Consider the following 20,008-nt stretch of genomic DNA (forward strand, 5'->3'; position numbering starts at 1 on the left):
CGGGCGGAGCAGCCCGGGTGGAGCAAAAGGCCGCGGCCCCGGAGAGGAATTCCAGGACCGCGGCGCAGGGTGGGAGCGGGTCAGGTCGAGGAGCCGACGGCGTCCGGCGTGGTGCGGGCGGTTTCGAGGCGGGGGTCGCCTTCGTCGGCGAAGAAGTCGTCGGGCCTGGTGCCGTCGATGCCGTCCGGGGTTTTCAGGGCTCGCAGGATCAGGGTGGCGATGACTGCGACGACGAGGTTGACCAGGACGGCGATGAAGCCGACGTAGATGGTCCGGGGTGTGTCGAAGCCGAAGTCGGACAGCGGGAACGCCGAGCCGCCGAAGTGTTTACGGCCGGTGGCGGCGTTCGGGATGCTGTAGAGCATCCACATGCCGAGGCCCATGCCGGCGGCCCAGCCCGCCATCAGGCCGCCGCGGTGGAACCAGCGGGTGAAGAGTCCCAGGCCGACGGACGGTGCGGTCTGCAGGATGATGATGCCGCCGATGAGTTGCAGGTCGATGGAGAACTGCGGGTCGAGGAAGATGATGAACGCGACCGCGCCGACCTTGACGACGAGCGACGCGATTTTGGAAACCGTCGCCTCCTGGGCCGGGGTGGCGTCGCGGCGGAAGTACTCCTTGTAGATGTTGCGGGTGAACAGGTTGGCCGCGGCGATCGACATGATGGCGGCCGGGACGAGGGCGCCGATGCCGATGGCGGCGAAGGCGACGCCCGCGAACCAGGACGGGAATTGCTGGTCGAAAAGCAGCGGCACGACGGTGTTGCTGTCGACGCTGCCCGCTTTGGCGCCGGGTAGTGGCTTCACTCCGGCCGAGATGGCCATATAACCCAGAAGAGCGATCAACCCCAGCAGGAAACTGTACGCGGGGAGCGCCGACATGTTCCGTTTGATCGTGTTGCGGCTCTTGCTGGCGAGCACCCCGGTGATGCTGTGCGGGTACAGGAACAGCGCGAGCGCGGAGCCCAGGGCCAGCGTGATGTATTGCAGCTGGTTGTTGGTGTTGAGCGTGATGCCGTCGCCGGGTGCCGGGCTCGCGGCGAACTTCGCGGACGCGTCGTCGAAGATCGTGCCCCAGCCGCCGAGCTTGTACGGCAGGTACAGCACCGCGACGATGATCACGATGTAGATCAGGGTGTCCTTGACGAAGGCGATCAGCGCGGGCGCGCGCAGCCCCGACTGATACGTGTACGCCGCCAGGATCGCGAACGCCACGATGATCGGCGCGTGCCGGGCGAGGGCGCTGTCCCCGGTGACGCCCATCGTCTTGAGCACGGCTTCGATGCCGACGAGCTGGAGCGCGATGTACGGCATGGTCGCGACGATGCCGGTGATCGCGACGAGCAGCGCGAGGGTCGGCGAGCCGAAGCGGGTCCGGACGAAGTCGGCGGGCGTGACGAAGCCGTGCCGGTGCGACACCGACCAGAGCCGGATGAGGATCAGGAAGAAGATCGGGTAGACGATGATCGTGTACGGCACGGCGAAGAACCCGGCCGCACCCGCCCCGAAGATCAGCGCGGGGACCGCCACGAACGTGTACGCGGTGTAGAGGTCGCCACCGACGAGGAACCAGGTGATCCAGCCGCCGAAGCTGCGGCCGCCCAGCCCCCATTCGTCCAGGTGGGCCATGTCCTTGGGCGCGCGCCACTTGGCCGCCACGAAGCCCATCCCGCTGACCAGCAGGAACAGAACCGAGAAGACGACGATCTCAACAATGTGGTCACTCATCGCCGGCCTCCGAGGGAGAAGTGGAAGCAGCCGGAGACGGGGAAACAGCGCGGCGGTGGGTCATCTGGTAGACGATCGACGTGGTCGTGACGCCGATGAGGATGAACGCGAACTGCAGCCAGTAGAACGCGGGAAAGCCCCACAGCCGCGGGGAGTCCATGTTGTAGAGCGGCGTCAGCAACGGCACCGCGATGGGGATTATCAGCAGCCAGTTCCAGGGGCTGCGGTCACTGCGTGGCACCGATCTCGGCTCTGTCATGGCGATACCTCCCGTTGGCCGGAAATGTCACCGGGGTAATCACGGCCATCGGCCGGAGGTTACCGAGACGTTTCCCACGCGAGTCGTAGCGGAGATCGGGCTGCGCCGAACGGCAAAAGCGGTGCGCCGAACGGCACACCGCCTCGCCAACAAGCCAAGAAGCCCGGGAGCCCGGAAGACCTCAGAAGCGAGGACCCCAGAGACCAGCCGCCACCGTACGCGTGAGCGACGCCTTCTCGTCATCCCCGTCGAGCGACCACATCATCGCCCCGCCGAGTCCCTGGCTGCGGATGTACGCCGTCTTCTGCAGGATCTGCGCGGGATCGTCGTACGTCCAGAAGGTCGTACCGTCCGAGATCCACGAGTGCCCGGCTCGCCAGTCGCGATGCACCGTGTACCCCTTAGCGGGCAGCGTCTTGAGCACCTTGTAGTCCTCGGTGCCGACAGCGAACGTGCCGGGCGCGCCACCGGTCGCCGGGGCGAAGAGACCGCCGGCACTGGTCCAGCCCTGGCCGTAGTAGGGGATGCCGAGCACCAGCTGGTCGGACGGCGCCCCGCGGGACCGCCACGTGTTGATCGCGACCTCGATGGAGAAGTCCGGGTTGTCCGGGGCACCCGCCGGGACCCGCAACGCTGACTGCTGGTTGGTGACGGCTTCCCAGGAGCCGTGGAAGTCGTAGCCCTGCACCGTACCGAAATCGAGGTATTTGAAGATCTTGCGGGCCTCGAAGCCGGCGTCGATCTTCGCCAGGGCGGCCGGGAGGAACGCGGTCAGGTCGTAGTGCTTGCGGGTGCCGCGGCCGAGCGCGTCGAGCTGCCTGCGGAACTCCGCGGCGAGCAGCGTGAAGTTGGTCCTGTCCTCGGGCCGGATGATGTTGCCGTCGTTGCCCGCGGAGCCCGGCCATTCCCAGTCGAGGTCGATGCCGTCGAAGATGCCGCTCGCGGCACCGGCCGCCACGCCCGGCAGGTTGCCCTTGAGCCACAGGTCGACGCAGGACGAGACGAGCTTCTTGCGGGAGGCGTCGGTGAGGGCGGCGTCCGAGAAGTACGCGGATCCGCTCCACCCGCCGAGCGACATCAGAACCCGCAGGCCGGGGTGCTTGGCCTTGAGCTCGGCGAGCTGGTGGAGGTTGCCGGCGATCGGCTGGTCCGCGGTGTCGGCGACGCCGTCGACGCTGTGGTCGGCGGCGAACGGGGCCTGCCAGTCGGCCCACGGGTCGGCCGAGTCGCAGACACCGGCGGCGGTGACCGGGCCGAACGCGTAGTTGAGGTGGGTCAGGCCGGCGGCGGCGCCGGACTTGTCCACCTTGGCCACGGGGAAGTCGCGGCCGTAGATTCCCCACTGGGTGAAGTAGCCGACCTTGACGTAGGAGTGCTTGGCCGGGAGGCCGGATGACGCGTGAGCGATCCCGGGTGCGGCGGTGATACCGATCAGGACAGTCGCAGCGGCGGCGAGGCCGCGGCCGATGAACCCATGCATGAGCCCTCCAGGGGCGGAGCATTTAGTAAAGTTTCCTGCCTGAGGAAGCTAAACGTCCGCACCCGGGAGGGTCAAGCGTCGGCCGGTCTATCGAAGGTGCGCCGTCTCGTTGACCGAGCGCACCGCGATGCCGCCGTCGGGCCACATGTCCATCGTGGAGACGCCGGCCGCGTCGAGGAACAGCCGGTGCAGGAACGCGTCGCCTGCCGCGAGCGCGTCGCGCAGGATCAGCTTGATCGGTGAGACGTGCGAGACGACAACGACTGCCGACGAGGGGTACGCGGACTGCAGCGTCGCCAGCGCGCCCCGAACCCGCTTCGCCACCGCCTGGAACGACTCGCCGCCGGGAGGCGCGACGCTGGTCGAGTCGAGCCAGCGGTCCATCTCGGCGGGCCAGCGCTCGCGGACCTCGGCGAACGACAGGCCCTCCCAGTCGCCGAAGTCGCACTCGATCAGCTCCGGCATCACCGTCACGGGGACGTTGCCGAGCTCGGCGGCGATGTGCTCAGCGGTGCGCGTACACCTCTGCAGGGGTGAGGAGACGACGGCTGCGACCTCGCGGCTGATGCTCGCCACCCGCCCGGCCGCGGCCATGGCCTGGGCCTCGCCCTCGTCGGAGAGCGGCACGTCACCGCGCCCGGAGTAGCGGCCCTGCTTGGTCAGCGCGGTCTCGCCGTGCCGGACCAGGATCAGCCGGGTGGCCTTGTCCAGCGACGGCGGGGCCCAGCTGCGGGGAGCAGCGGGCGTGGCCGAGGACGCCGGCAGCGAGATGTCGGGGACGGGCTTGCCCGCGGCCTCGTCCATCGCGCGGTTGGCCAGGGCGTCCGCGAGCTTGTTCTTCTCCCGCGGGATCCAGTCGAAGGTCACCGCGGTGAAACCGGCGACCAGCGTCGCGGCCTCGGCGGCGAGCGGGCGCAGGCCGGGGTTCTTGATCTGCCAGCGACCGGACATCTGCTCGACGACGAGCTTGGAGTCCATCCGGACGTCGACCCGGGTGGCGCCCAGCTCGGCGGCGGCGCGCAGGCCCGCGATCAGGCCCGAGTACTCGGCGACGTTGTTCGTGGTGGTGCCGAGCGACGCGTACCGCTCGAGCAGCACGTCGCCGCTGGTGGCGTCGAGGACGACGGCGCCGTAGCCGGCCGGGCCGGGGTTGCCCCGCGACCCGCCGTCCGCCTCGACCGCCACGCGCAGATCGGTCACAGGCCCGACTCCTGCGTGCGGATCATGATCCGGCGGCACTCCTCGCAGCGCACCACCTCGTCGGCCGGGGCGCCCTTGACCCGGTTCAGGTCGGCGCCGTACAGCTCGATCCGGCAGCCGCCGCAGCGGCCGGCGCGCACCAGGGCCGCGCCGAGACCGGTGTCCGCGCGGATCTTGTCGTAGAGCTGGACCAGGTCCTGGGGCAGGTCAGCGGCGAGCGGGGCCCGCGACTGGGTCTTGAACTCCTGCTCCTTGGTGATCTCGGCGGTAGCCTCGTCACGCCGGGCCTCGGCCGCGGCGCGCCGCTCGATCGAGCGGGCGATCCGCTTCTTGATCTCGTTGAGCGTCTGCTCGGCGCTCTCGCGCTTCTCCATCAGCTCGAGCTCGGCGTCCTCGAGCTCGGACTGGCGCCGGTTGAGCGTGGCCAGCTCGTGCTGCAGGCCCTCGATCTCGCGCAGCGCCCCGCCGGCGTTGAGCCGGGCCTGGTCGCGGTTCTTGCGGGTGCGGACCTGGTCGATGTCCTTCTCGAAGCGGGTGATGTCGCGGTCCAGGTCGTCGACGGCGACCTGGGCACGGACCCGCTCGTCCTCGAGCGCGGAGATCTCCCGCGAGACGGTCTCGATCTCGGACAGCTCCGGGAGGGACTTGCGGCGGTGCGCGAGCTGGTTGAGCGCGGTGTCGACGGCCTGCAGGTCGAGCAGGCGGCGCTGGGCGTCCGGGGCGGCCTTCACGGGTGGTTCTCCTTAGCTGAGCTTGCCGAGAGTTCACGGCTGAGCGAGTGCACGGTCCAGGGGTCGGTGTCGAGGTCGGAAACGAGCGCGGTGACCCCGAGATGGGTACGCAGCCAGTCCGCGACCTCGTCGAGCCACGGCCGCTCGCTCGCCCAGTGGGCGACGTCGAGCAGGGCCGGGCCGCCGGCGGCGAGGTGCTCGCTCGCCGGGTGATGACGCAGGTCAGCGCAGAGATACGCGTCGGCTCCCGCCGCTGCGGCAGCGCGCAGGAAGGAGTCGCCCGAACCGCCGCTGACGGCGAGCGTGCGGATGACGCGGTCAGGGTCACCTGCCGCGCGTACACCCGCTGCGGTTGAGGGTAGTTGATCTGCCGCGAAGGCCGTCAGCTCGGCAAGGGTGAGCGGCTCGGCCAGCTCTCCCACCCGCCCTGTCCCGCGCCCGTCCTCGGAGGGGACGAGCGGGCGGGTCGCCATCAGGCCGAGCCGAGCCGCCAGAGCGTCCGAGACACCCGGGTTGGCGACGTCGGCGTTGGTGTGCGCGACGTAGAGCGCGACGTCCGCCTTGATCAGGCGGTGCACGATCCGGCCCTTGAACGTGTCCGGCGCGACCGAGGAGACGCCCTTGAGCAGCAGCGGGTGATGGGCGACGATCAGGTCCGCGCCGGCCCCGACCGCCTCCTCGACGGTCTCGGGCACGCAGTCGACCACGCACAGCACGGTGCGGACCGGGCGATCGAAGTCGCCCAGGACGGGGCCCACCCTGTCCCACTGCTCGGCCCAGGCCCTCGGGTATCGGGCGTCGAGGGCGGCCACCACCTCACGGACGGTGGGCGGGGCAACGGCGGTATCGGTCACGGCCGCCAACTCTACCCAGGTTCAGGAACGGGCCCCGGGCTCGACTCGGTCTGCGGCCTGGAAGTGGGTCTGCAGGGCCTGGAGCGCACGCCGCCAGGGGAATTGGCTCCGGAAACGGTCGTTCTGTCCGGGTCCGCCCAGCCGGACGACGTCGTCGCCGTGCAGCACCTGCACACCCCAGCTGCGCAGCTTGGCGATGCTGTCGTGCAGGGAGGGGTGCATCGCCATGACCTTGTTCGTGTACGGCATGACGACGGTGGGGATGCCGAAGCCGTACCCCTCCACCAGCAGGCCGAGGACCAGGGTGTCGGTGATCCCGGCGGCCCACTTGTTCACGGTGTTCACCGTCGCGGGCGCCACGATCATCGCGTCAGCGGGCGGTAACACATCGTGGTCGCCCGGATTCTTGTAGTAGCTGCGGACGACGTGCCCCGTCTGGGCACGCAGCGCCGCGGTGTCGACGAACTTGCGGCCGTCCGGCGTGGTGATCACGCAGACCTCCCAGCCGTCACGCTGGGCCAGGTCGACGAGCAACCCCACGTCCCGGGCGATCGGTGAGCCGCAGACCAGGATGTACAGAACGCCGGATCTCACGGCAGAACCCACCTCATACGCCGACTCCCATCTGCTCGGCCAGCTCCGCGATGGGTGCCGGCGGGGTGCCCCGGGTGCGTCTCAGCACGTCGGAGATGACCTCGTGGGCCAGTGGCCGGCAGCGGATCTCCGCCGGGGCGAGCCGGTCGCCCTCCAGCAGCATCTCGCTCGCCATCTCCACGTCGCCCAGCTGCGTGTAACCACGTGCTATGTCCAGGAAGTGATGTGCGCGACGTTCCGGGAGCATCGCCTGGAAACAGCTCTGGTTGATCGCGTTGTGCGTCTCGATCGCCTTGCCGCCGTCGCCGAGCTCGACCGCGGCCGCGGCCCGGTGCAGCTCCACGTTGGTCGGCCCGAAGGACGTCCAGTAGTAGTTGAAGTCCCCGCCCAGCGCGCCGGCCGCCTGCTCGGCACCGCTGACCAGGTCGCGCACGGTGGCGCTGTCGCCGATCCGGGCAGCTGCCATCGCCCCGGTGAGCAGCAGCAACCCGTAGACGGACAACCGCTCCGGGGTGGCCGCCTCCGGGGTGGTCGGCGCGATCCGGTTGGCGATGTTGACGTTCACCTCGAGCGCCGAGCGGACCCGGCCCAGCGAGAGCAGCGCCATGCCGACCCGGTGGCTGGCCATCCCGGCGAGCAGCTGGTCACCGGCCCGCTGCGAGACCGCGATCGAGCGGTCCGCGGCCAGCCAGGACAGCTCGTGCTCGCCGACCTTGCGCAGCGCCGACGACGCGATCTGATAGACCTGCCCGAGCAGGTGCGCGGCGTCGCGTGCCTCCTCGCCGCCCGCATGGGCGCTGTCGGCGGCCTGCGCGTCCCGGAGCAGCTGCGGGAGCTTGCGGGCCAGCACGCCGTACTTCGCGTGCTGGTATGTCAGCCAGGCGTGACTGACGGCCTTGCGCATCTCCGTCAGCGGCGGTGCCTGCGGGATGGGATGGAAGAACGCGCTCATCTGGTCATAGCGCTCGAGCGCCGCGCGGATCTCCTCGACCTCGACCTGATCGATGCAGTTGGGCGTGTCCGGACGTCGTTCCACGTCCTTGCCCAGCAGCAACGTCACGTCGATGGCGAGAACATCCGCGATCTCGTAGACGACGGAGAACTTGTCGAGCCGGCGGACGCCTCGTTCCACCTTGTCGACCCAGCTCTTGGATTTGCCCAACCTGTCCGCGAAGACCTGTTGGGACATTTTGCGACGGCCGCGCCAGTAGGCGACTCGGCGGCCGATCGGCAGCTCGTCCACGGTGCCTCCCCAAACTCATCCGGCGTCCCCCGCCGGCGAGCAACACGGTGTTTCAGGTGCAGTGTGGACCTCACTCGTCCGTGCTGGTCGCACAGGTTGTGTGATCGGCTGCTCACCGTGGCTCGTATTTTCTCATGCAACTTGCAAAGGGTGATCTGCCTCAACCAACGACGCGTGTCGAAGTAGGTAACGGCAGCCCCGCCTGGTATAGCGGCGGCGAGTTCCAACTCGGGGGTAAACCGATCATGCAGTGGAGCAACAGCCTCTTCGACCGGATCCGGATGCGCAGAGCGGCGCTGCGCTACGCCGCGCACGGCTGGGCGGTCATACCCGGCGCGCACCTGGACGGTGAACGGTTCAGTTGTGGTCGCGCGGGATGCCGGATCATGGGGTGCCACCCCGCGATCGAGTCCTGGGAGGACCACGCCGGCACCGACCCCGCCCTGGTGGCGAGCTGGTGGCGGCATCGTCCCCGCACCGTGCTGCTGGCGACCGGTGGCGCCTTCGACGTGCTCGAGGTGCCCGCGGCCGTCGGCCTGCGCGTGCTCGGTGCGATCCGGCTGCACGCCGGCGTCATCGGCCCGGACCGTGGAGATCCGGGCGGTCCGGTCGCGGTCACCCCCTCGGGACGATGGATGTTCTTCGTACGCCCGGACGAGCCCCTGCGTCCCGAACTGGCCGCCTGTCTCGACGTCCTGCACCACAGCACCGGCTCGTGGGTGCCGGCCGCTCCCAGCCGTACGCCCGAGGGCCCGGTCCGCTGGGCCGTCCACCCGGACCGCAGCGGCTGGCGGTTGCCCCCGTCCGCCGCTGTGCAGGCGATACTCGTCGCCGTGCTCGACGGGATGGGCAAGCGCCCCCTCAAGCCCACCACCGTGACCGTGCCCCGCCAGATGTCCACCTCTCGAAGAGCCGCGTGACTGCCCGCCCCAGGGTGCAAAAAAGGGCATGGGCCACCCACCGGCCGCCGGATCGTTGAGGCTGGTAGCGGGCGGTATTCGGGTCTGACCGGGGGAAGACATGTCACGAGACAAGCTATTGGGCTACTTTGCGGTAGTCGAGTCACTCTTTTGGGTGAACAACTCGTCACGCTACGCAGGCACGCGCCCGTTGGGTAGTCGCCCTATCGGTTCGCGGCCTGCGGGTTCACGGCCGCCGAAGACGCTGCGGCCGAAACCCGCTCGCTGAACCGGGCCGGAATTTGGCACGATCCGGCGCGTGCTTGTCATCAAAGAGACACCCGTCGGGGACCCCGCTGCCACCACGATCGTGCGGTTGTACCTGACCGAGATGGTGGAGCGCTACTACGAGCGCCCCGCGACGGCGGCGGAGGTCGACGCGGCTTCGGACGACGATCCGGACGTGCTGCTGGTGGCATTCGGTGAGGGTGGTGAGCCGGTCGGGTGCGCCGGGCTGCGGCTCGCGGAACCTTCTGTCGGCGAGGTCACCAAGGTTTACGTGCACCCGTCGGCGCGACGGCTCGGGCTGGGACGGCGGCTACTGGCCGCGATCGAGGACGCTGCTCTCGACCGCGGTCTGCGTACCCTGCGCCTGGATACCCGCTCGGACCTCGTCGAGGCCCGGGCGCTCTACGCCGCGATCGGTTTCCGGGAGATCCCGCCCCACCGGGATCTGCTCTACGCCGATCACTGGTACGCGAAGGATCTCGCTCAGGAGTAGACCTTCAACGACCACGAGCACCCCAGCCACGTGTCGATGGCGAAATACCCCTTCGACTTGCCCTCCCTGCCGGCGAGGACGACCGTGCCCTTGCCGGCGGACGAGTGCGCCTCCTCGTAGCTGTACGGCGTGCCGTTCCACGAGACGTACAGGAACCCGTCGTCGTCGCACTTGTAGCTGACGATGGCCTCGTAGTCGCTGTTCGGCACGGTGATCCGCGGCCCGTTGAACTCGGCGTCCCCGGAGTACGAGGCGATCAGCTTCATGCCGGGATCGCTCGGCGCGGCAGCCGCCTGCGCCACGGCCGCGGACTCACCGTCCGCGGCGCTCACCCGGCCGGCCGCGTTGGCGGAGGCGGCACCGAGGCCGAAGAGCCCGGCCAGAACGGCAATCGGGGTGATGTAACGGCGACGCTGACGGCGCATGGTCGAGACCCTTTCCGCGGGGGCAGGCACGGCCTTGTTGATCGGTCACCGCCTGGTAATCCTGAGTAGTTGCTCGACTACTTTTGGTAATGCCTTGCCAATTCAGCAAACTTCTTTGCGGTACGTACCCCACCGCGCCACCGTAGACACATGACCTACGACGTGATCGTGATCGGCGGCGGCCCCGCCGGAGCCAGCGCCGCCGTTGCCCTCGGCCGGGCCCTGCGCTCGGTGCTGCTGGTGGACGCCGGACACCCCCGCAACGCCCCCGCCGACGGCATCCACAACTTCCTGACCCGCGACAACATCCCACCCGCCGAGTTCCGCGCCCAGGCCCACGCGGAGGTGACCCGCTACGGCGGCTCGGTCATTTCCGGCACTGTCGTCTCCGCGACTCCCCGTTCCGTCACGCTCGCTGACGGGCGCACCTTCGAGGGACGCCGGCTGCTCGTGACCACCGGGCTGACCGACGAGTTGCCGGAGATCCCCGGGCTGCGCGAGCAGTGGGGCCACGGCGTGATCCACTGCCCGTACTGCCACGGCTACGAGGTCCGCGGCCAGGCCATCGGCATCATCGGCACCTCACCGATGTCGCTGCACCAGGCCATGATGTGGCGCCAGTGGAGCGACGACGTCACGTTCTTCCAGCACACCGCCGAGGCGGACGAGGCCGCTCTGCTGCCCCTGCGGGCCCGCGGGGTCAGGATCGTGACGGACAAGGTGGTCGAGGTCGTGAGCGACGGTCCCGCCCTTTCCGGGGTACGCCTCAGCGACGGCACGCTGGTACGCCGGGACGCGCTCGTCGTGGCGCCCCGCTTCCTCGCCAACGCCGAACCGCTCGCATCACTCGGCCTCACCGCGGAGCCCAACGACTTCGGCAGCAGCGTCCCCGCCGACCCCACCGGCCGCACCGCCGTCCCCGGCGTCTGGGTCGCCGGCAACGTCACCGACCAGATGGCCCAGGTGGTCAGCGCGGCCGCCGCCGGCCTCATGGTCGCCGCCGCCCTGAACATGGACCTGATCACCGAGGACACCGCTGCTGCTGTTGCCGCTTACTCGCCACCCTCTGGACAGGCCCAGTAAGCCTCTCTCTGGACAGGCCCAGTAAGCCTCTCTCTGGACAGGCCCAGTAAGCCTCTCTTTGGACAGGCCCGGTAAGAGGCGGCGGCTCAGTGGGGCGCGGCACGGTTGGCGGCGGTTTAGTTGGCGGCGGCCAGTTCGCGGTAGGCGGCGATCACGGCGGCGGTGCGTTCGGCGAGTTCCGGGCCTGCGTTCGTGGTGGGCGTACCCGTGGCGGTCAGGCGGGAGATCGCCAGCTCAGCCTCCCGGGCGGTCTCGTGGACACGCTGCTCGTGGATGAGGTTCTCGCCGGCCACGGCGGCCGCGTGGATGCTCGCCAGGATCCGGTTGGCGTCCGCGCCACTGACCTGCCACAGCTCCTCGACGCGGGTCCGCTGCTCGGTCAGGGCCATCGCGGCCGGGCTCTCCCCCGGAAGCCCGTGCCCGGCAGCGTCGTAGAGCTCGTCCCGGAGCCGGCGAATCTGCTGCCGGCGGGACAGGGTCGCCGCGAGCTCACCCAACGCGGCGGTCAGGCTCCGGTCCGCCTCGGCGGCGTCGACCATGTGGTGCAGGGCGGGCCAAGTCCTGCGTACCCGTCGAGCAGTTGCCACCGCACGGCCGAAAGCCGCGCGCTCCTGCTCCGCATGCAGAACGAACGCGCCCTCCTCACGCGGCAACGCCAGCGTCCCGACCTTGGCCGCCCGCGCCTGCCGGGCCGCGACAAAAGCAACCAGCGCGAGCGACCCGGAAGCCGCCACCGCCCACGGCACGTCGACAAGCGTCAGCACCGCACAAACCACCAGCAGCACCAGCGCCAGCTCGGAAGAGACCTTGATCCGCTGCTCCCGGGTACGCCCACTCGGCGTACGCGGCACAACCTCGGTCACCGACCCGAACCGGTAACGTCGGGCGCGCCCGGTCCGCATCCTCAACGGGTACGCGGAGACGACGGTCTTCTCGTGATCAGCACCGATATAAAGCTCGCGAGCCCGGGGAGCGGTCACGGCCACGCCCCTTCCGGTCTCGTCTGGTCCCGCCTCGACTGATCTCGCCTCGGCCGGTCTCGCCTCGTCTGGTCTCGGCTCGACTGGTCGCAGCTCGTCTCGGTGACGAGAGCTGAGCGGGCCCGACCGCCGAGGGGGTTTACAGCCGGGCCCGCTCACCTGCGGAGCCGTCCGCAGATGCCTGAAGAATCGGGCGGCCCTGCCCCGACCTGAGACAGGCCAGGGTGCAGCGCGGGTGCATCAAACTGTCAACGTGGTCACCTTGCAGCACGTCTACTGGATCGGCGGCGGCTCCGGCGCGGGCAAATCAACCATCGCCCGCCGCATCGCCCACTCGCTCGGACTCCGCCTCTACGCCACCGACGACGTGATGACCGATCACGCCGCTCGCAGCAGTCCCATCGAGGCTCCGCTGCTGCACGACTTCATGGCGATGGACATGGACGACCGCTGGCTCAACCGCAGCCCGGAAGTCATGCTCACGACATTCCACTGGTACCGCGGCGAGGCCTTCCCCCTGATCACCGAAGACCTCGGAGCCCTCCCACCACACCCACCGCTGCTGGCCGAGGGCTTCCGCCTACTCCCCCACCTGGTCGAACCCCTGCTCCCCGCACCTCACCACGCGGTCTGGCTCCTACCCACCCCCGCCTTCCGCCGCGCCGCATTCACCAGCCGCGGCTCCACCTGGCAGATAGCGGGCCGCACGTCGAACCCGGCGAAGGCCCTCGAGAACCTGCTCACCCGCGACCGGCTGTTCACCGATCAACTCCGCACCGAGGCGCGCCGCCTGAATCTCCGCGTGATCGAGGTTGACCCGGCCCTGCGGGAGAACGACCTCCTGGCCCTGGTCACCGACGCCCTCGGCCTCGACCGGGTTGCGCCCTCTCCCCACTAGTCCCGCCGCCCCGGCAGCCGCTCACCGGCTCTCCGGCCCACCCAGATGTTTGCGCATCTGCAACGCGGTGATCTCGTAGCCCTCCTGCTCGTAGAGCGCCCGGGCCCCGTCATTCCCCCCGAACACGTTGAGCCCGATCGAAGCCACCCCCCGAGACCGGCAGAACTCCTCACCCGCCCGCATGATCGCCCGCCCGTAACCGCGCCGCTGGAAGTGCTCACCCACCTCGAAGTCATAGATCCATGCCTTCGAACCGGCAGCCCCCGGGGTGATGCTGTACCAGATCATGCCCACCGCGTCGTCGCCGACATAGGCCTGGAAGAAGTGCTGATCATCGGTCTGCATGCCATGGGGCAAAATCCGCGCATAGTCCCGCGAGGCCTTCTCTGCAGCCTCCTCCGACGACATGTCCCCGGACTCCGTGACCTGCTTCGCATACCCCTTCTCAGCCGACTCGCGATACTGCTCGTATTGAACCTGGGTCATCACTTCGAGCCGAATCTCAGTCACACCAGCGACCCTAACCGCCACCCCTGACAAACTCGACGACGTCCCGGGTCACCGGCCCGTACGCCTCCTGCGGCTCAGCGGACCACCCCGCCGCACCCCACGTAGCCAGCCGAAATATCGCTGCCCGAACCAGCAACTGCCCCCAATCGGGCACCCCCGCCCACCGCCGCGCCAGCCCAAAATCGAACCCGTGCCACACCATCGCATCAACAACAGCAACAGCCGACGCCCAAGCCGCCGGCCGCCAGTAAGCAGCCCAGTCGATGATCGCCGGCGGCAACCCCTCAGCAAAAAGAACATTCCCCAGCAGATCCGCATGCACAATCTGCTCCACCATCACCACCGGCACCCGAACCGCCAGCAACTCATCCAGCAGAGCACTCGGCCGCCGGACAACCGTTTTCATGCCATGCCCAGCCGAGTCGACGGGCTCCCAAGCCAGCCACTCCCCGTTCCCCCACGGATTCCACCGCGTATCCAAAAAGGACGGCCGAGCCACCCCGGCCACCGCCGCATGAAACGCCTCCCCAGCCCGCACAACCTCCACAACCCGCCGCTGATCAGGCTCCCCCGCCACAAGCCAGGTCGCCTCCCACCCACCCGCCACCCAGTCACCATCAGCCGCCCGCACCGGCCGCGCAACACGAAACTCCGACGACTCCGCCAACCCAGCCAGCACCCCAGCCCGCCACCGAACTTCCGCATCCCCCTCCGAAGGCTTCACAACAACATCCCCCACCCGCCAGGCCCCGCCCTTCCCCCCAGCCAGCCGAACAGGCTCCCCAACAGCCCCAAACGCCCGCAGCACCGCCCTCGACGGCCCAAGATCTTCACTCATCGCCCCATTGAAACCCACCCTCCGCACCTCCCCAACGCATTAAGAACCAGCCAACGCAAAGCCGGCCCCAATCGAAAGGCTCGACCAAGCCAGCCCACCCCCGTCGACCCGGGCCGGGCAGTCGGGTCGGGCCGGGGTGGGCAGTCGGGTCGGGCCGGGGTGGGCAGTCGGATCGGGCCGGGCAGTCGGATCGGGCCGGGCAGTCGGATCGGGCCGGGCAGTCGGATCGGGCCGGGCAGTCGGATCGGGCCGGGTTGGGTCGGGCAGTCGGGCCGGGCCGGGCCGGGCCGGGCCGGGCCGGGCCGGGCAGTCGGATCGGGCCGGGCCGGGCCGGGCAGTCGGATCGGGCCGGGTTGGGTCGACGGAGCGGTCGGGCCTGGGGCAGGGCAGATCAAGCGGAACTACGCCCGAGCACGGCCGAGCCGAGCCGAGCCAGGCCGAGTCGAGCCGGGCGCAGTCGAGCCGGGCGCAGTCGAGCCGGGCCAGGCATATAAAGGCCGGGCCGTGCCAGACACGGGTGGACCGGGCGTCGCCGGCTGGGCCGAGTAGGGCAGGGCAGGGCAAGGCAGGGCCGAGCAAGGCTGAGCAAGGCGGGGCTGAGCAAGGCGGGGCTGAGCAAGGCGGAGCTGAGCAAGGCGGAGCTGAGCAAGGCGGAGCTGAGCAAGGCGGGGCTGAGCAAGGCGGGGTCTGGTGGGGTGTCAGGGGCGTAGGGCGGTGGTGGATGAGGCTGCTATTGCGGCGCAGATGACCAGGGAGGCGAAGGTTAGGACGGTGGTGGCGGGGCCCAGGGCGGTGATGAGGACGCCGGCTAGGAGGGGGGCTGCGGCGGCTATGGAGGTGGCCAGGACGATGATGACGCTGACTACTCGGCCTTGGAGGCGGTCGGGGGTTATTGCTGCTTGGTGGCCGAAGAGGGCGGCGTTGGTTGCTGGGCCCAGGAGGACTGCGAGGCCTAGGGGGATTGCTGCTGCCACGCTGTCGGTCACCAGGGCGCTGGCTGACATCAGGAGGGCTGCTGTCCAGCAGACGGCTCGGATCAGGGCGGGCAAGGCCAGGCGGCGGTGCAGGGCTGGGGCCAGGACGGCGCCGAGAAGGCCGCCGATTCCGATGACTGTCTCGACTGTGCCGATGATGGCCGGGGGTTTGTGGTGGGTCTGCATCGTCACGATGATGGTGAAGATGATGCCGTGCAGGGCTAGGTTCAGCGGGGCGACGACCAGCACGATCGTGCGCAGGAACGGGTTGCCGATCACGAATCGGAAGCCCTCCGCGAGCGCTGTCAGGTGGCCGGAGGTTTCGGCCTCGCGGTCCTCCTGCAGGGGGCGACGGACCATCAGGACGCCGATCATCGACGCGAGGAACGTGATGGCGTCGCCGAAGAACGGCAGCGCGTGCGCCACTCCGAACAGCAGGCCACCCAGCGGCGGGCCGGCGAGTGTGGTGCCGTATGCCCGCGCCTCGTTGCGTGCGACCGCCGTCGGTAGCTGCACTGACGGGACGATCGTGCGCAGCGATGAGTGCTCCGCCGTACCGAAGAAGGCGTTTCCCACCGATGCCACCACGACCACCGCGACCACGAGGGCGAATGACGCCTGGTGGTGGAGCACCGCGAAGCCGAGGACCAGGTAGGCGACCAGCCGCACCGCATCGCAGACCAGCATGATCCGGCGCCGGTCGAACCGGTCGGCGAGCACTCCGGCGGGCAGCCGCGACAGCACCGTCACGACCAGTCCGATCGTGCCCACCAGGCCCGCGCGGACGGGCGATTGGGTCAGCGCGAGGATGAGCAGCGGGACTGCCAGGCCGGAGACCGCCGTGCCGATGTCGGAAAGGGACTGGCTGACCCAGAGCAGATTGAACTCCCGGTTGCGCCACAGGGTTGCGGTCGCATCGGCCATCCATCGACTCTCGCCGTTGGGATCGAGTCTGTACAGACCGGCGCTCAGGTCTGTGAAAGACGGCTGCGTGGGCGGCGGACAGCACCACGGTGCTCACCGGTGACAGCTTGGGGAGTCGCTGTAGACCACGGGCTCCGTTGCTGCTGGGTACGGCGAGTGCGCTCCGGGCGTACACCAAAGGTTGGTGATCTTTTGCATGTCGTTGGGCTTGGGGCTGTTGACGTGGTGGGTTGTCGCTAGCCTTCCGCGGATGGACATCCGTGCCGCAATCGCCGACGAGCGTCGCCGTATCGCCGATCTGCTCGACTCGCTGCAGCCGAATCAGCTCGGCGCTGCCAGCCTCTGCGGCGACTGGACCGTGCAGGAGGTTGCCGGGCACCTGCTTGCCGCGCTGGGTAAACCGGACCTGCGTCTGCTCGTGTCGAGCGGGCTCAACCTGCACAAATGGAACTCGCGCGCGGCGGTGCGTACGGCGGATCGCCCAGTGGCCGAACTCGCGCAGGCGCTGCGCGACAACGCCTACAACGACTTCAAGCCGCCTCTGGTGGGGTATCCCGGGCAGCTGACCGATCTGCAGGTGCACGGCCAGGACATGCGACGCCCGCTCGGTCTGCCTCATGGTCTGCTGCTCGACCGGTTGAAGGTGTCGCTGGAGTTCATGGTCAGTGGGAAGGCGTTCGGTTTCGCGCCGAGGCGTCGCCTGGCGGGACTGCGATTCGAGGCTTCTGATCTCAACTGGTTCTCCGGGACGGGTCCGTTGGTCGCGGGGCCGGCAGAGGCGCTGCTCATGGCCATGTGTGGCAGACGTGCGGTGCTTTCCGAACTGGACGGCCCCGGCGTGCGAATCCTCAGCAGCCGCGTCAAGTGATCTCGCGCGCTCCGGCGATCTGGTGCTTCCCGCAGATCTGGGGCGCCTGGGCGGATCATCGTGTCTTGCCGCCCGTCCATTGTGGCTCGGCGTGACGACTTTTGCAGCCCTTCGGCGGCCTTCGTCAGGTGTCTGACAGGACACGCCGGGGAGGCGGACACGCCCGGGAAAAACTGTCGGTGGGGCGCCATACGGTCGCTGCATGAACGACATCGAGCACGCGTCGGAGCACGACCGGCGCCCGCACACCACGTTGGAACGACACCTGACCGTCGGTGCCCACACCTACCAGATCACCGCGACCGGGACGGGAGAAGAGCAGGTCAGCCTCGTGCTGGCCGGCTGGGATCCGGACGGCAAGGTGGTGAGCGAGATCAGCGGTGGGATCTCACCGCACGACCTGCCGGCCGTGGCCGACGCGCTGACGTCGACCCTGGCCGGCATTGCCGCCCTCCGCGTCCAACGCAAACAGGCCAAGGCCACCGTGGTGACGGACAAGCCACGGCGCTATCCCAATCGGGGTGCCCGCTGGTCCGACACGGATGACGCTCGCCTCGTCGCACTCTTCCGGGAGGGCGCGACCGAACGAGTTCTGATGGAGGAGTTCGGCCGCAGCCGCGGCGGCATCCGGGCCCGGCTGGAAAGCCTGGGTGAGCTCGAGTCGGACACCGGCTCGGTCTACCGCGATCGAGACGGTCGTCGGGAGAGGGAAGCCCCTCCCGACGGGGATACCACTCGCGACGGAGCGCCGCTGCCGGAGGAGGCCGTGTCTGCCGGGCAGGAGTTGGAGGTCACGGCCGGGGCTAACTGACAAGAGGTGCAGGGCCGGCTGGGTATGCCGGCCGGCCCTGCACCTGAACGTCCGGCAGTTGGCGGCTGGCTGGGATGACTGCCGCAGCGAGTGATGTGCCGGCGTACCCACGGTGGGTGGTCTGTGGAGCATCGAGGCTCTGCCGGCCCGGCCGGGCGATAGGTTGCGGCTCTGTTGCGGGTGGATGGAGGAGTGATGGCTGAGCTGATCGCTGATTTGTTCGTGTCGATCGATGGGTTTGCCCGCGGGGTCGAGGTGGGGCCCTATTTCGGGTACGGCGGGGAGGAGCTGGACGCCTGGATCACGCGGGAGGTCGGGCGTCCGCAGGTTCTGGTGATGGGGCGGGTGACCTATGAGCTCATGGCGGGGTTCTCGGTCACGGCTACGGACGCGAACAGCATGAAGACGAACGAGACACCCAAGGTCGTGGTCTCGCGTACGTTGCACGGGCCGCTCGACTGGCAGAACACCCGCCTGGTCAGGGATCTTGCCGACGGGATCGGGACACTCAAGCGCGAGTCCGACGTCGTGTTGCGGACGATCGGGAGCCTTTCGCTCGTGCGAGGGCTCGTGGAGCTCGGCCTGGTCGACCGGCTGAGGGTGATGGTCTTCCCGATGATGATGGGCGTCGACGGCCGCGAGCCCGCGTTCGACGGATTCGCCCGCGGCGGGTTCGAGCTTGCCGGGACGGAGGTGCTGGATTCGCGGATCGTGCTGCTCGAATACCGGCCGCCCGCGCGCTAGCGAAATTCGTGGATGACCTTGATCTCGCCGACGATGTGATCGTTGAACTCGTCCAGTTCCTCGGCGGGAACCCAGAGCTCGAGGATCGTCGACCCGCCCGCCCGACGCACGGGGTAGCGGTCAGCGAACGCTGCGTCCAGCTCGAACCGGGTCACGTAGCCCACGCCCGAGGCCGGCACATTCCAGTCCCGCGCAATCTTGATCGCGTAGTCCTCATTGAGAACTGGATAGAAGATCGGCTGCTCCGGCAGCCGCGGAGGCCAGCGCCGCCACCCCGTAGCCCGCACAAGCTCGACCTCCGTCGGCCCGGTAGGCCGCCACAAGGTCAACACCGGCACATCCAGCTCCCCATCCACCGCGCGAGTCTCTCAGAACCCCCACCCCACGTCCGCCCATATCCACCAGCCACGAGAGACCCTCCATATCCAAGGACGGTGTCGACTGAGACCGAAATTGAGACCACTGCGGTGCGGCGAACGCGGGCACCGGCTGGAGCAGAGCAGCAGCAGCAGCGGCAGCGACGACGACGTACGATGATTGGCTTCGCTTGGCAGCATAAAAGTATGACCGTCAAGCTGAGCATCAGCGTTCCCGACGACGTAGCCGCTTTCTTGCAAGCCCAAGGCAACGCCTCCGCCGCCGTGACCGAAGCTGTCCGCCAAATGCTCCCCGAGGCTCGGCGCGCACGCCAACGCAGTGCCGCCGTGGCCTACGGGGAATACCTACGGCGGCGCACCACGGATCAAGCCGGTACAGACGCCGCCCTGATCGAAAGCAGCAACGACATCGCACTCCGCGACGCGCAGTGGTGAACCGCGGCCAGATCTGGACACTTTTGCGCGGCAGTAGTCAACACCACGTCCTGATTATCAGCAACGACGAATACAACTCCGTCGAGTAATTAGCCGTATGGGCCCTCGCTGTCGTGCGCGACGTCCCGCACCCAAACCAGCTGGCAGTCCGCCTCAGCCCAGTCGACCCCTGAGCGGGGCATTCGTCCGGATCCACAGCGTTGTCCAGATCCTTGACCGCAAGGTCATCCGCGACAACCAGGGCTTCGTCTCCCCCGACACGATGAACACCGTGGAAGCCCAATTCCGGGAATTCCTGGACCTGCCCTAATAAGGCAAATCCCCAGGCCCGCGAAGGCGAAAACGCGCCCAACCCAGCGCTGCTCGAGCGAAG

The 20,008-nt window shown here is 68.9% G+C and carries 24 protein-coding genes; 10 read left to right on the forward strand and 14 right to left on the reverse strand.

Annotated elements, in window-relative coordinates; translation table 11 throughout:
- Positions 1-80 precede the first annotated feature (80 nt).
- From mctP to Aco04nite_RS44325, 8 genes are all read right to left on the reverse strand, one after another.
- Entirely contained in the window at positions 81-1,727 is a 1,647-nt protein-coding gene (mctP, locus tag Aco04nite_RS44290; RefSeq protein ID WP_213003185.1) for a monocarboxylate uptake permease MctP, read from the reverse strand.
- Positions 1,720-1,986 (reverse strand): DUF3311 domain-containing protein, encoded by a 267-nt coding sequence (locus Aco04nite_RS44295; protein WP_213003186.1) that lies wholly within the window; start codon positions 1,984-1,986, stop codon positions 1,720-1,722. Before Aco04nite_RS44295 ends, mctP begins: the two co-directional genes overlap by 8 nt.
- A 181-nt stretch (positions 1,987-2,167) precedes the next feature.
- The gene (locus Aco04nite_RS44300; RefSeq protein ID WP_213003187.1) at positions 2,168-3,466 is read right to left on the reverse strand and encodes a glycoside hydrolase family 18 protein; all 1,299 of its coding nucleotides are present in this window, start codon (positions 3,464-3,466) and stop codon (positions 2,168-2,170) included.
- An 87-nt stretch (positions 3,467-3,553) separates the two neighbouring features.
- A complete protein-coding gene (locus tag Aco04nite_RS44305; RefSeq protein WP_244876749.1) occupies positions 3,554-4,657 on the reverse strand; it encodes a bifunctional RNase H/acid phosphatase in 1,104 nt (367 codons plus the stop codon).
- 5 nt (positions 4,658-4,662) lie between these two features.
- On the reverse strand, positions 4,663-5,397 hold the full coding sequence (locus Aco04nite_RS44310) for a zinc ribbon domain-containing protein (RefSeq protein WP_213003188.1): 735 nt from the start codon (positions 5,395-5,397) through the stop codon (positions 4,663-4,665).
- Positions 5,394-6,251, reverse strand: a complete 858-nt coding sequence (locus tag Aco04nite_RS44315) for a Nif3-like dinuclear metal center hexameric protein (protein ID WP_213003189.1) — start codon at positions 6,249-6,251, stop codon at positions 5,394-5,396. The genes Aco04nite_RS44310 and Aco04nite_RS44315 overlap by 4 nt, the downstream gene beginning before the upstream one ends.
- A 21-nt stretch (positions 6,252-6,272) precedes the next feature.
- A complete protein-coding gene (locus Aco04nite_RS44320; RefSeq protein ID WP_203834965.1) occupies positions 6,273-6,845 on the reverse strand; it encodes a flavoprotein in 573 nt (190 codons plus the stop codon).
- A 13-nt stretch (positions 6,846-6,858) separates the two neighbouring features.
- Positions 6,859-8,088: a helix-turn-helix domain-containing protein gene (locus tag Aco04nite_RS44325; protein ID WP_213003190.1), complete on the reverse strand. Its 1,230-nt coding sequence runs from the start codon at positions 8,086-8,088 to the stop codon at positions 6,859-6,861.
- Between the two features lie 245 nt (positions 8,089-8,333).
- On the opposite strand from Aco04nite_RS44325, the gene Aco04nite_RS44330 reads away from it, so the two are divergent.
- On the forward strand, positions 8,334-9,008 hold the full coding sequence (locus Aco04nite_RS44330; protein WP_213003191.1) for a bifunctional DNA primase/polymerase: 675 nt from the start codon (positions 8,334-8,336) through the stop codon (positions 9,006-9,008).
- A gap of 298 nt (positions 9,009-9,306) precedes the next feature.
- Positions 9,307-9,768, forward strand: coding sequence for a GNAT family N-acetyltransferase (locus Aco04nite_RS44335; protein WP_244876746.1), 462 nt, complete (start codon positions 9,307-9,309; stop codon positions 9,766-9,768).
- On the opposite strand, the gene Aco04nite_RS44340 is transcribed toward Aco04nite_RS44335, so the two are convergent.
- Positions 9,759-10,193, reverse strand: a complete 435-nt coding sequence (locus Aco04nite_RS44340) for a hypothetical protein (protein WP_213003192.1) — start codon at positions 10,191-10,193, stop codon at positions 9,759-9,761. The genes Aco04nite_RS44335 and Aco04nite_RS44340 overlap by 10 nt on opposite strands.
- Before the next feature lie 150 nt (positions 10,194-10,343).
- Between Aco04nite_RS44340 and Aco04nite_RS44345 the strand changes: the two genes are divergently transcribed.
- The gene (locus Aco04nite_RS44345; RefSeq protein ID WP_213003193.1) at positions 10,344-11,276 is read left to right on the forward strand and encodes an NAD(P)/FAD-dependent oxidoreductase; all 933 of its coding nucleotides are present in this window, start codon (positions 10,344-10,346) and stop codon (positions 11,274-11,276) included.
- 116 nt (positions 11,277-11,392) lie between these two features.
- Here the strand turns inward: Aco04nite_RS44345 and Aco04nite_RS44350 are convergent, their stop codons facing one another.
- Positions 11,393-12,256 carry a hypothetical protein gene (locus Aco04nite_RS44350; RefSeq protein WP_213003194.1) on the reverse strand — a complete coding sequence of 288 codons (864 nt, stop codon included), beginning with the start codon at positions 12,254-12,256 and terminating at the stop codon, positions 11,393-11,395.
- A gap of 253 nt (positions 12,257-12,509) precedes the next feature.
- On the opposite strand from Aco04nite_RS44350, the gene Aco04nite_RS44355 reads away from it, so the two are divergent.
- Positions 12,510-13,154 (forward strand): hypothetical protein, encoded by a 645-nt coding sequence (locus tag Aco04nite_RS44355; RefSeq protein WP_213003195.1) that lies wholly within the window; start codon positions 12,510-12,512, stop codon positions 13,152-13,154.
- A 21-nt stretch (positions 13,155-13,175) separates the two neighbouring features.
- Here the strand turns inward: Aco04nite_RS44355 and Aco04nite_RS44360 are convergent, their stop codons facing one another.
- Both Aco04nite_RS44360 and Aco04nite_RS44365 read right to left on the reverse strand, forming a co-directional pair.
- Positions 13,176-13,664: a GNAT family N-acetyltransferase gene (locus Aco04nite_RS44360; protein WP_213003196.1), complete on the reverse strand. Its 489-nt coding sequence runs from the start codon at positions 13,662-13,664 to the stop codon at positions 13,176-13,178.
- Positions 13,665-13,674: 10 nt separating this feature from the next.
- On the reverse strand, positions 13,675-14,172 hold the full coding sequence (locus Aco04nite_RS44365; protein ID WP_213003197.1) for a hypothetical protein: 498 nt from the start codon (positions 14,170-14,172) through the stop codon (positions 13,675-13,677).
- Between the two features lie 6 nt (positions 14,173-14,178).
- Here Aco04nite_RS44365 and Aco04nite_RS50150 point away from each other — a divergent pair, with 6 nt between their 5' ends.
- Complete coding sequence (locus Aco04nite_RS50150) at positions 14,179-15,051, forward strand: LbetaH domain-containing protein (protein WP_369076671.1); 873 nt, start codon at positions 14,179-14,181, stop codon at positions 15,049-15,051.
- A 32-nt stretch (positions 15,052-15,083) separates the two neighbouring features.
- Entirely contained in the window at positions 15,084-15,212 is a 129-nt protein-coding gene (locus Aco04nite_RS50155) for a hypothetical protein (RefSeq protein WP_369076672.1), read from the forward strand.
- Here Aco04nite_RS50155 and Aco04nite_RS44375 read toward each other — a convergent pair.
- A complete protein-coding gene (locus Aco04nite_RS44375) occupies positions 15,201-16,400 on the reverse strand; it encodes an MFS transporter (RefSeq protein ID WP_213003199.1) in 1,200 nt (399 codons plus the stop codon). The two genes, Aco04nite_RS50155 and Aco04nite_RS44375, sit on opposite strands and share 12 nt — an antisense overlap.
- A 250-nt stretch (positions 16,401-16,650) precedes the next feature.
- Here Aco04nite_RS44375 and Aco04nite_RS44380 point away from each other — a divergent pair, with 250 nt between their 5' ends.
- The 3 genes from Aco04nite_RS44380 to Aco04nite_RS44390 all read left to right on the forward strand — a co-directional run bounded on the left by Aco04nite_RS44380 (position 16,651) and on the right by Aco04nite_RS44390 (position 18,823).
- Positions 16,651-17,268 carry a maleylpyruvate isomerase family mycothiol-dependent enzyme gene (locus tag Aco04nite_RS44380; RefSeq protein ID WP_213003200.1) on the forward strand — a complete coding sequence of 206 codons (618 nt, stop codon included), beginning with the start codon at positions 16,651-16,653 and terminating at the stop codon, positions 17,266-17,268.
- A 202-nt stretch (positions 17,269-17,470) separates the two neighbouring features.
- Positions 17,471-18,079: a hypothetical protein gene (locus tag Aco04nite_RS44385; protein ID WP_213003201.1), complete on the forward strand. Its 609-nt coding sequence runs from the start codon at positions 17,471-17,473 to the stop codon at positions 18,077-18,079.
- Between the two features lie 195 nt (positions 18,080-18,274).
- On the forward strand, positions 18,275-18,823 hold the full coding sequence (locus tag Aco04nite_RS44390) for a dihydrofolate reductase family protein (RefSeq protein WP_213003202.1): 549 nt from the start codon (positions 18,275-18,277) through the stop codon (positions 18,821-18,823).
- On the opposite strand, the gene Aco04nite_RS44395 is transcribed toward Aco04nite_RS44390, so the two are convergent.
- Positions 18,820-19,161 carry a hypothetical protein gene (locus Aco04nite_RS44395; protein ID WP_213003230.1) on the reverse strand — a complete coding sequence of 114 codons (342 nt, stop codon included), beginning with the start codon at positions 19,159-19,161 and terminating at the stop codon, positions 18,820-18,822. The two genes, Aco04nite_RS44390 and Aco04nite_RS44395, sit on opposite strands and share 4 nt — an antisense overlap.
- Before the next feature lie 225 nt (positions 19,162-19,386).
- Between Aco04nite_RS44395 and Aco04nite_RS44400 the strand changes: the two genes are divergently transcribed.
- Positions 19,387-19,635 carry a hypothetical protein gene (locus Aco04nite_RS44400; RefSeq protein ID WP_213003203.1) on the forward strand — a complete coding sequence of 83 codons (249 nt, stop codon included), beginning with the start codon at positions 19,387-19,389 and terminating at the stop codon, positions 19,633-19,635.
- Positions 19,636-20,008 lie beyond the last annotated feature (373 nt).

Origin of the sequence: Winogradskya consettensis (genome assembly GCF_018332715.1) — a bacterium.
Classification (GTDB): Bacteria; Actinomycetota; Actinomycetes; order Mycobacteriales; family Micromonosporaceae; genus Actinoplanes; species Actinoplanes consettensis.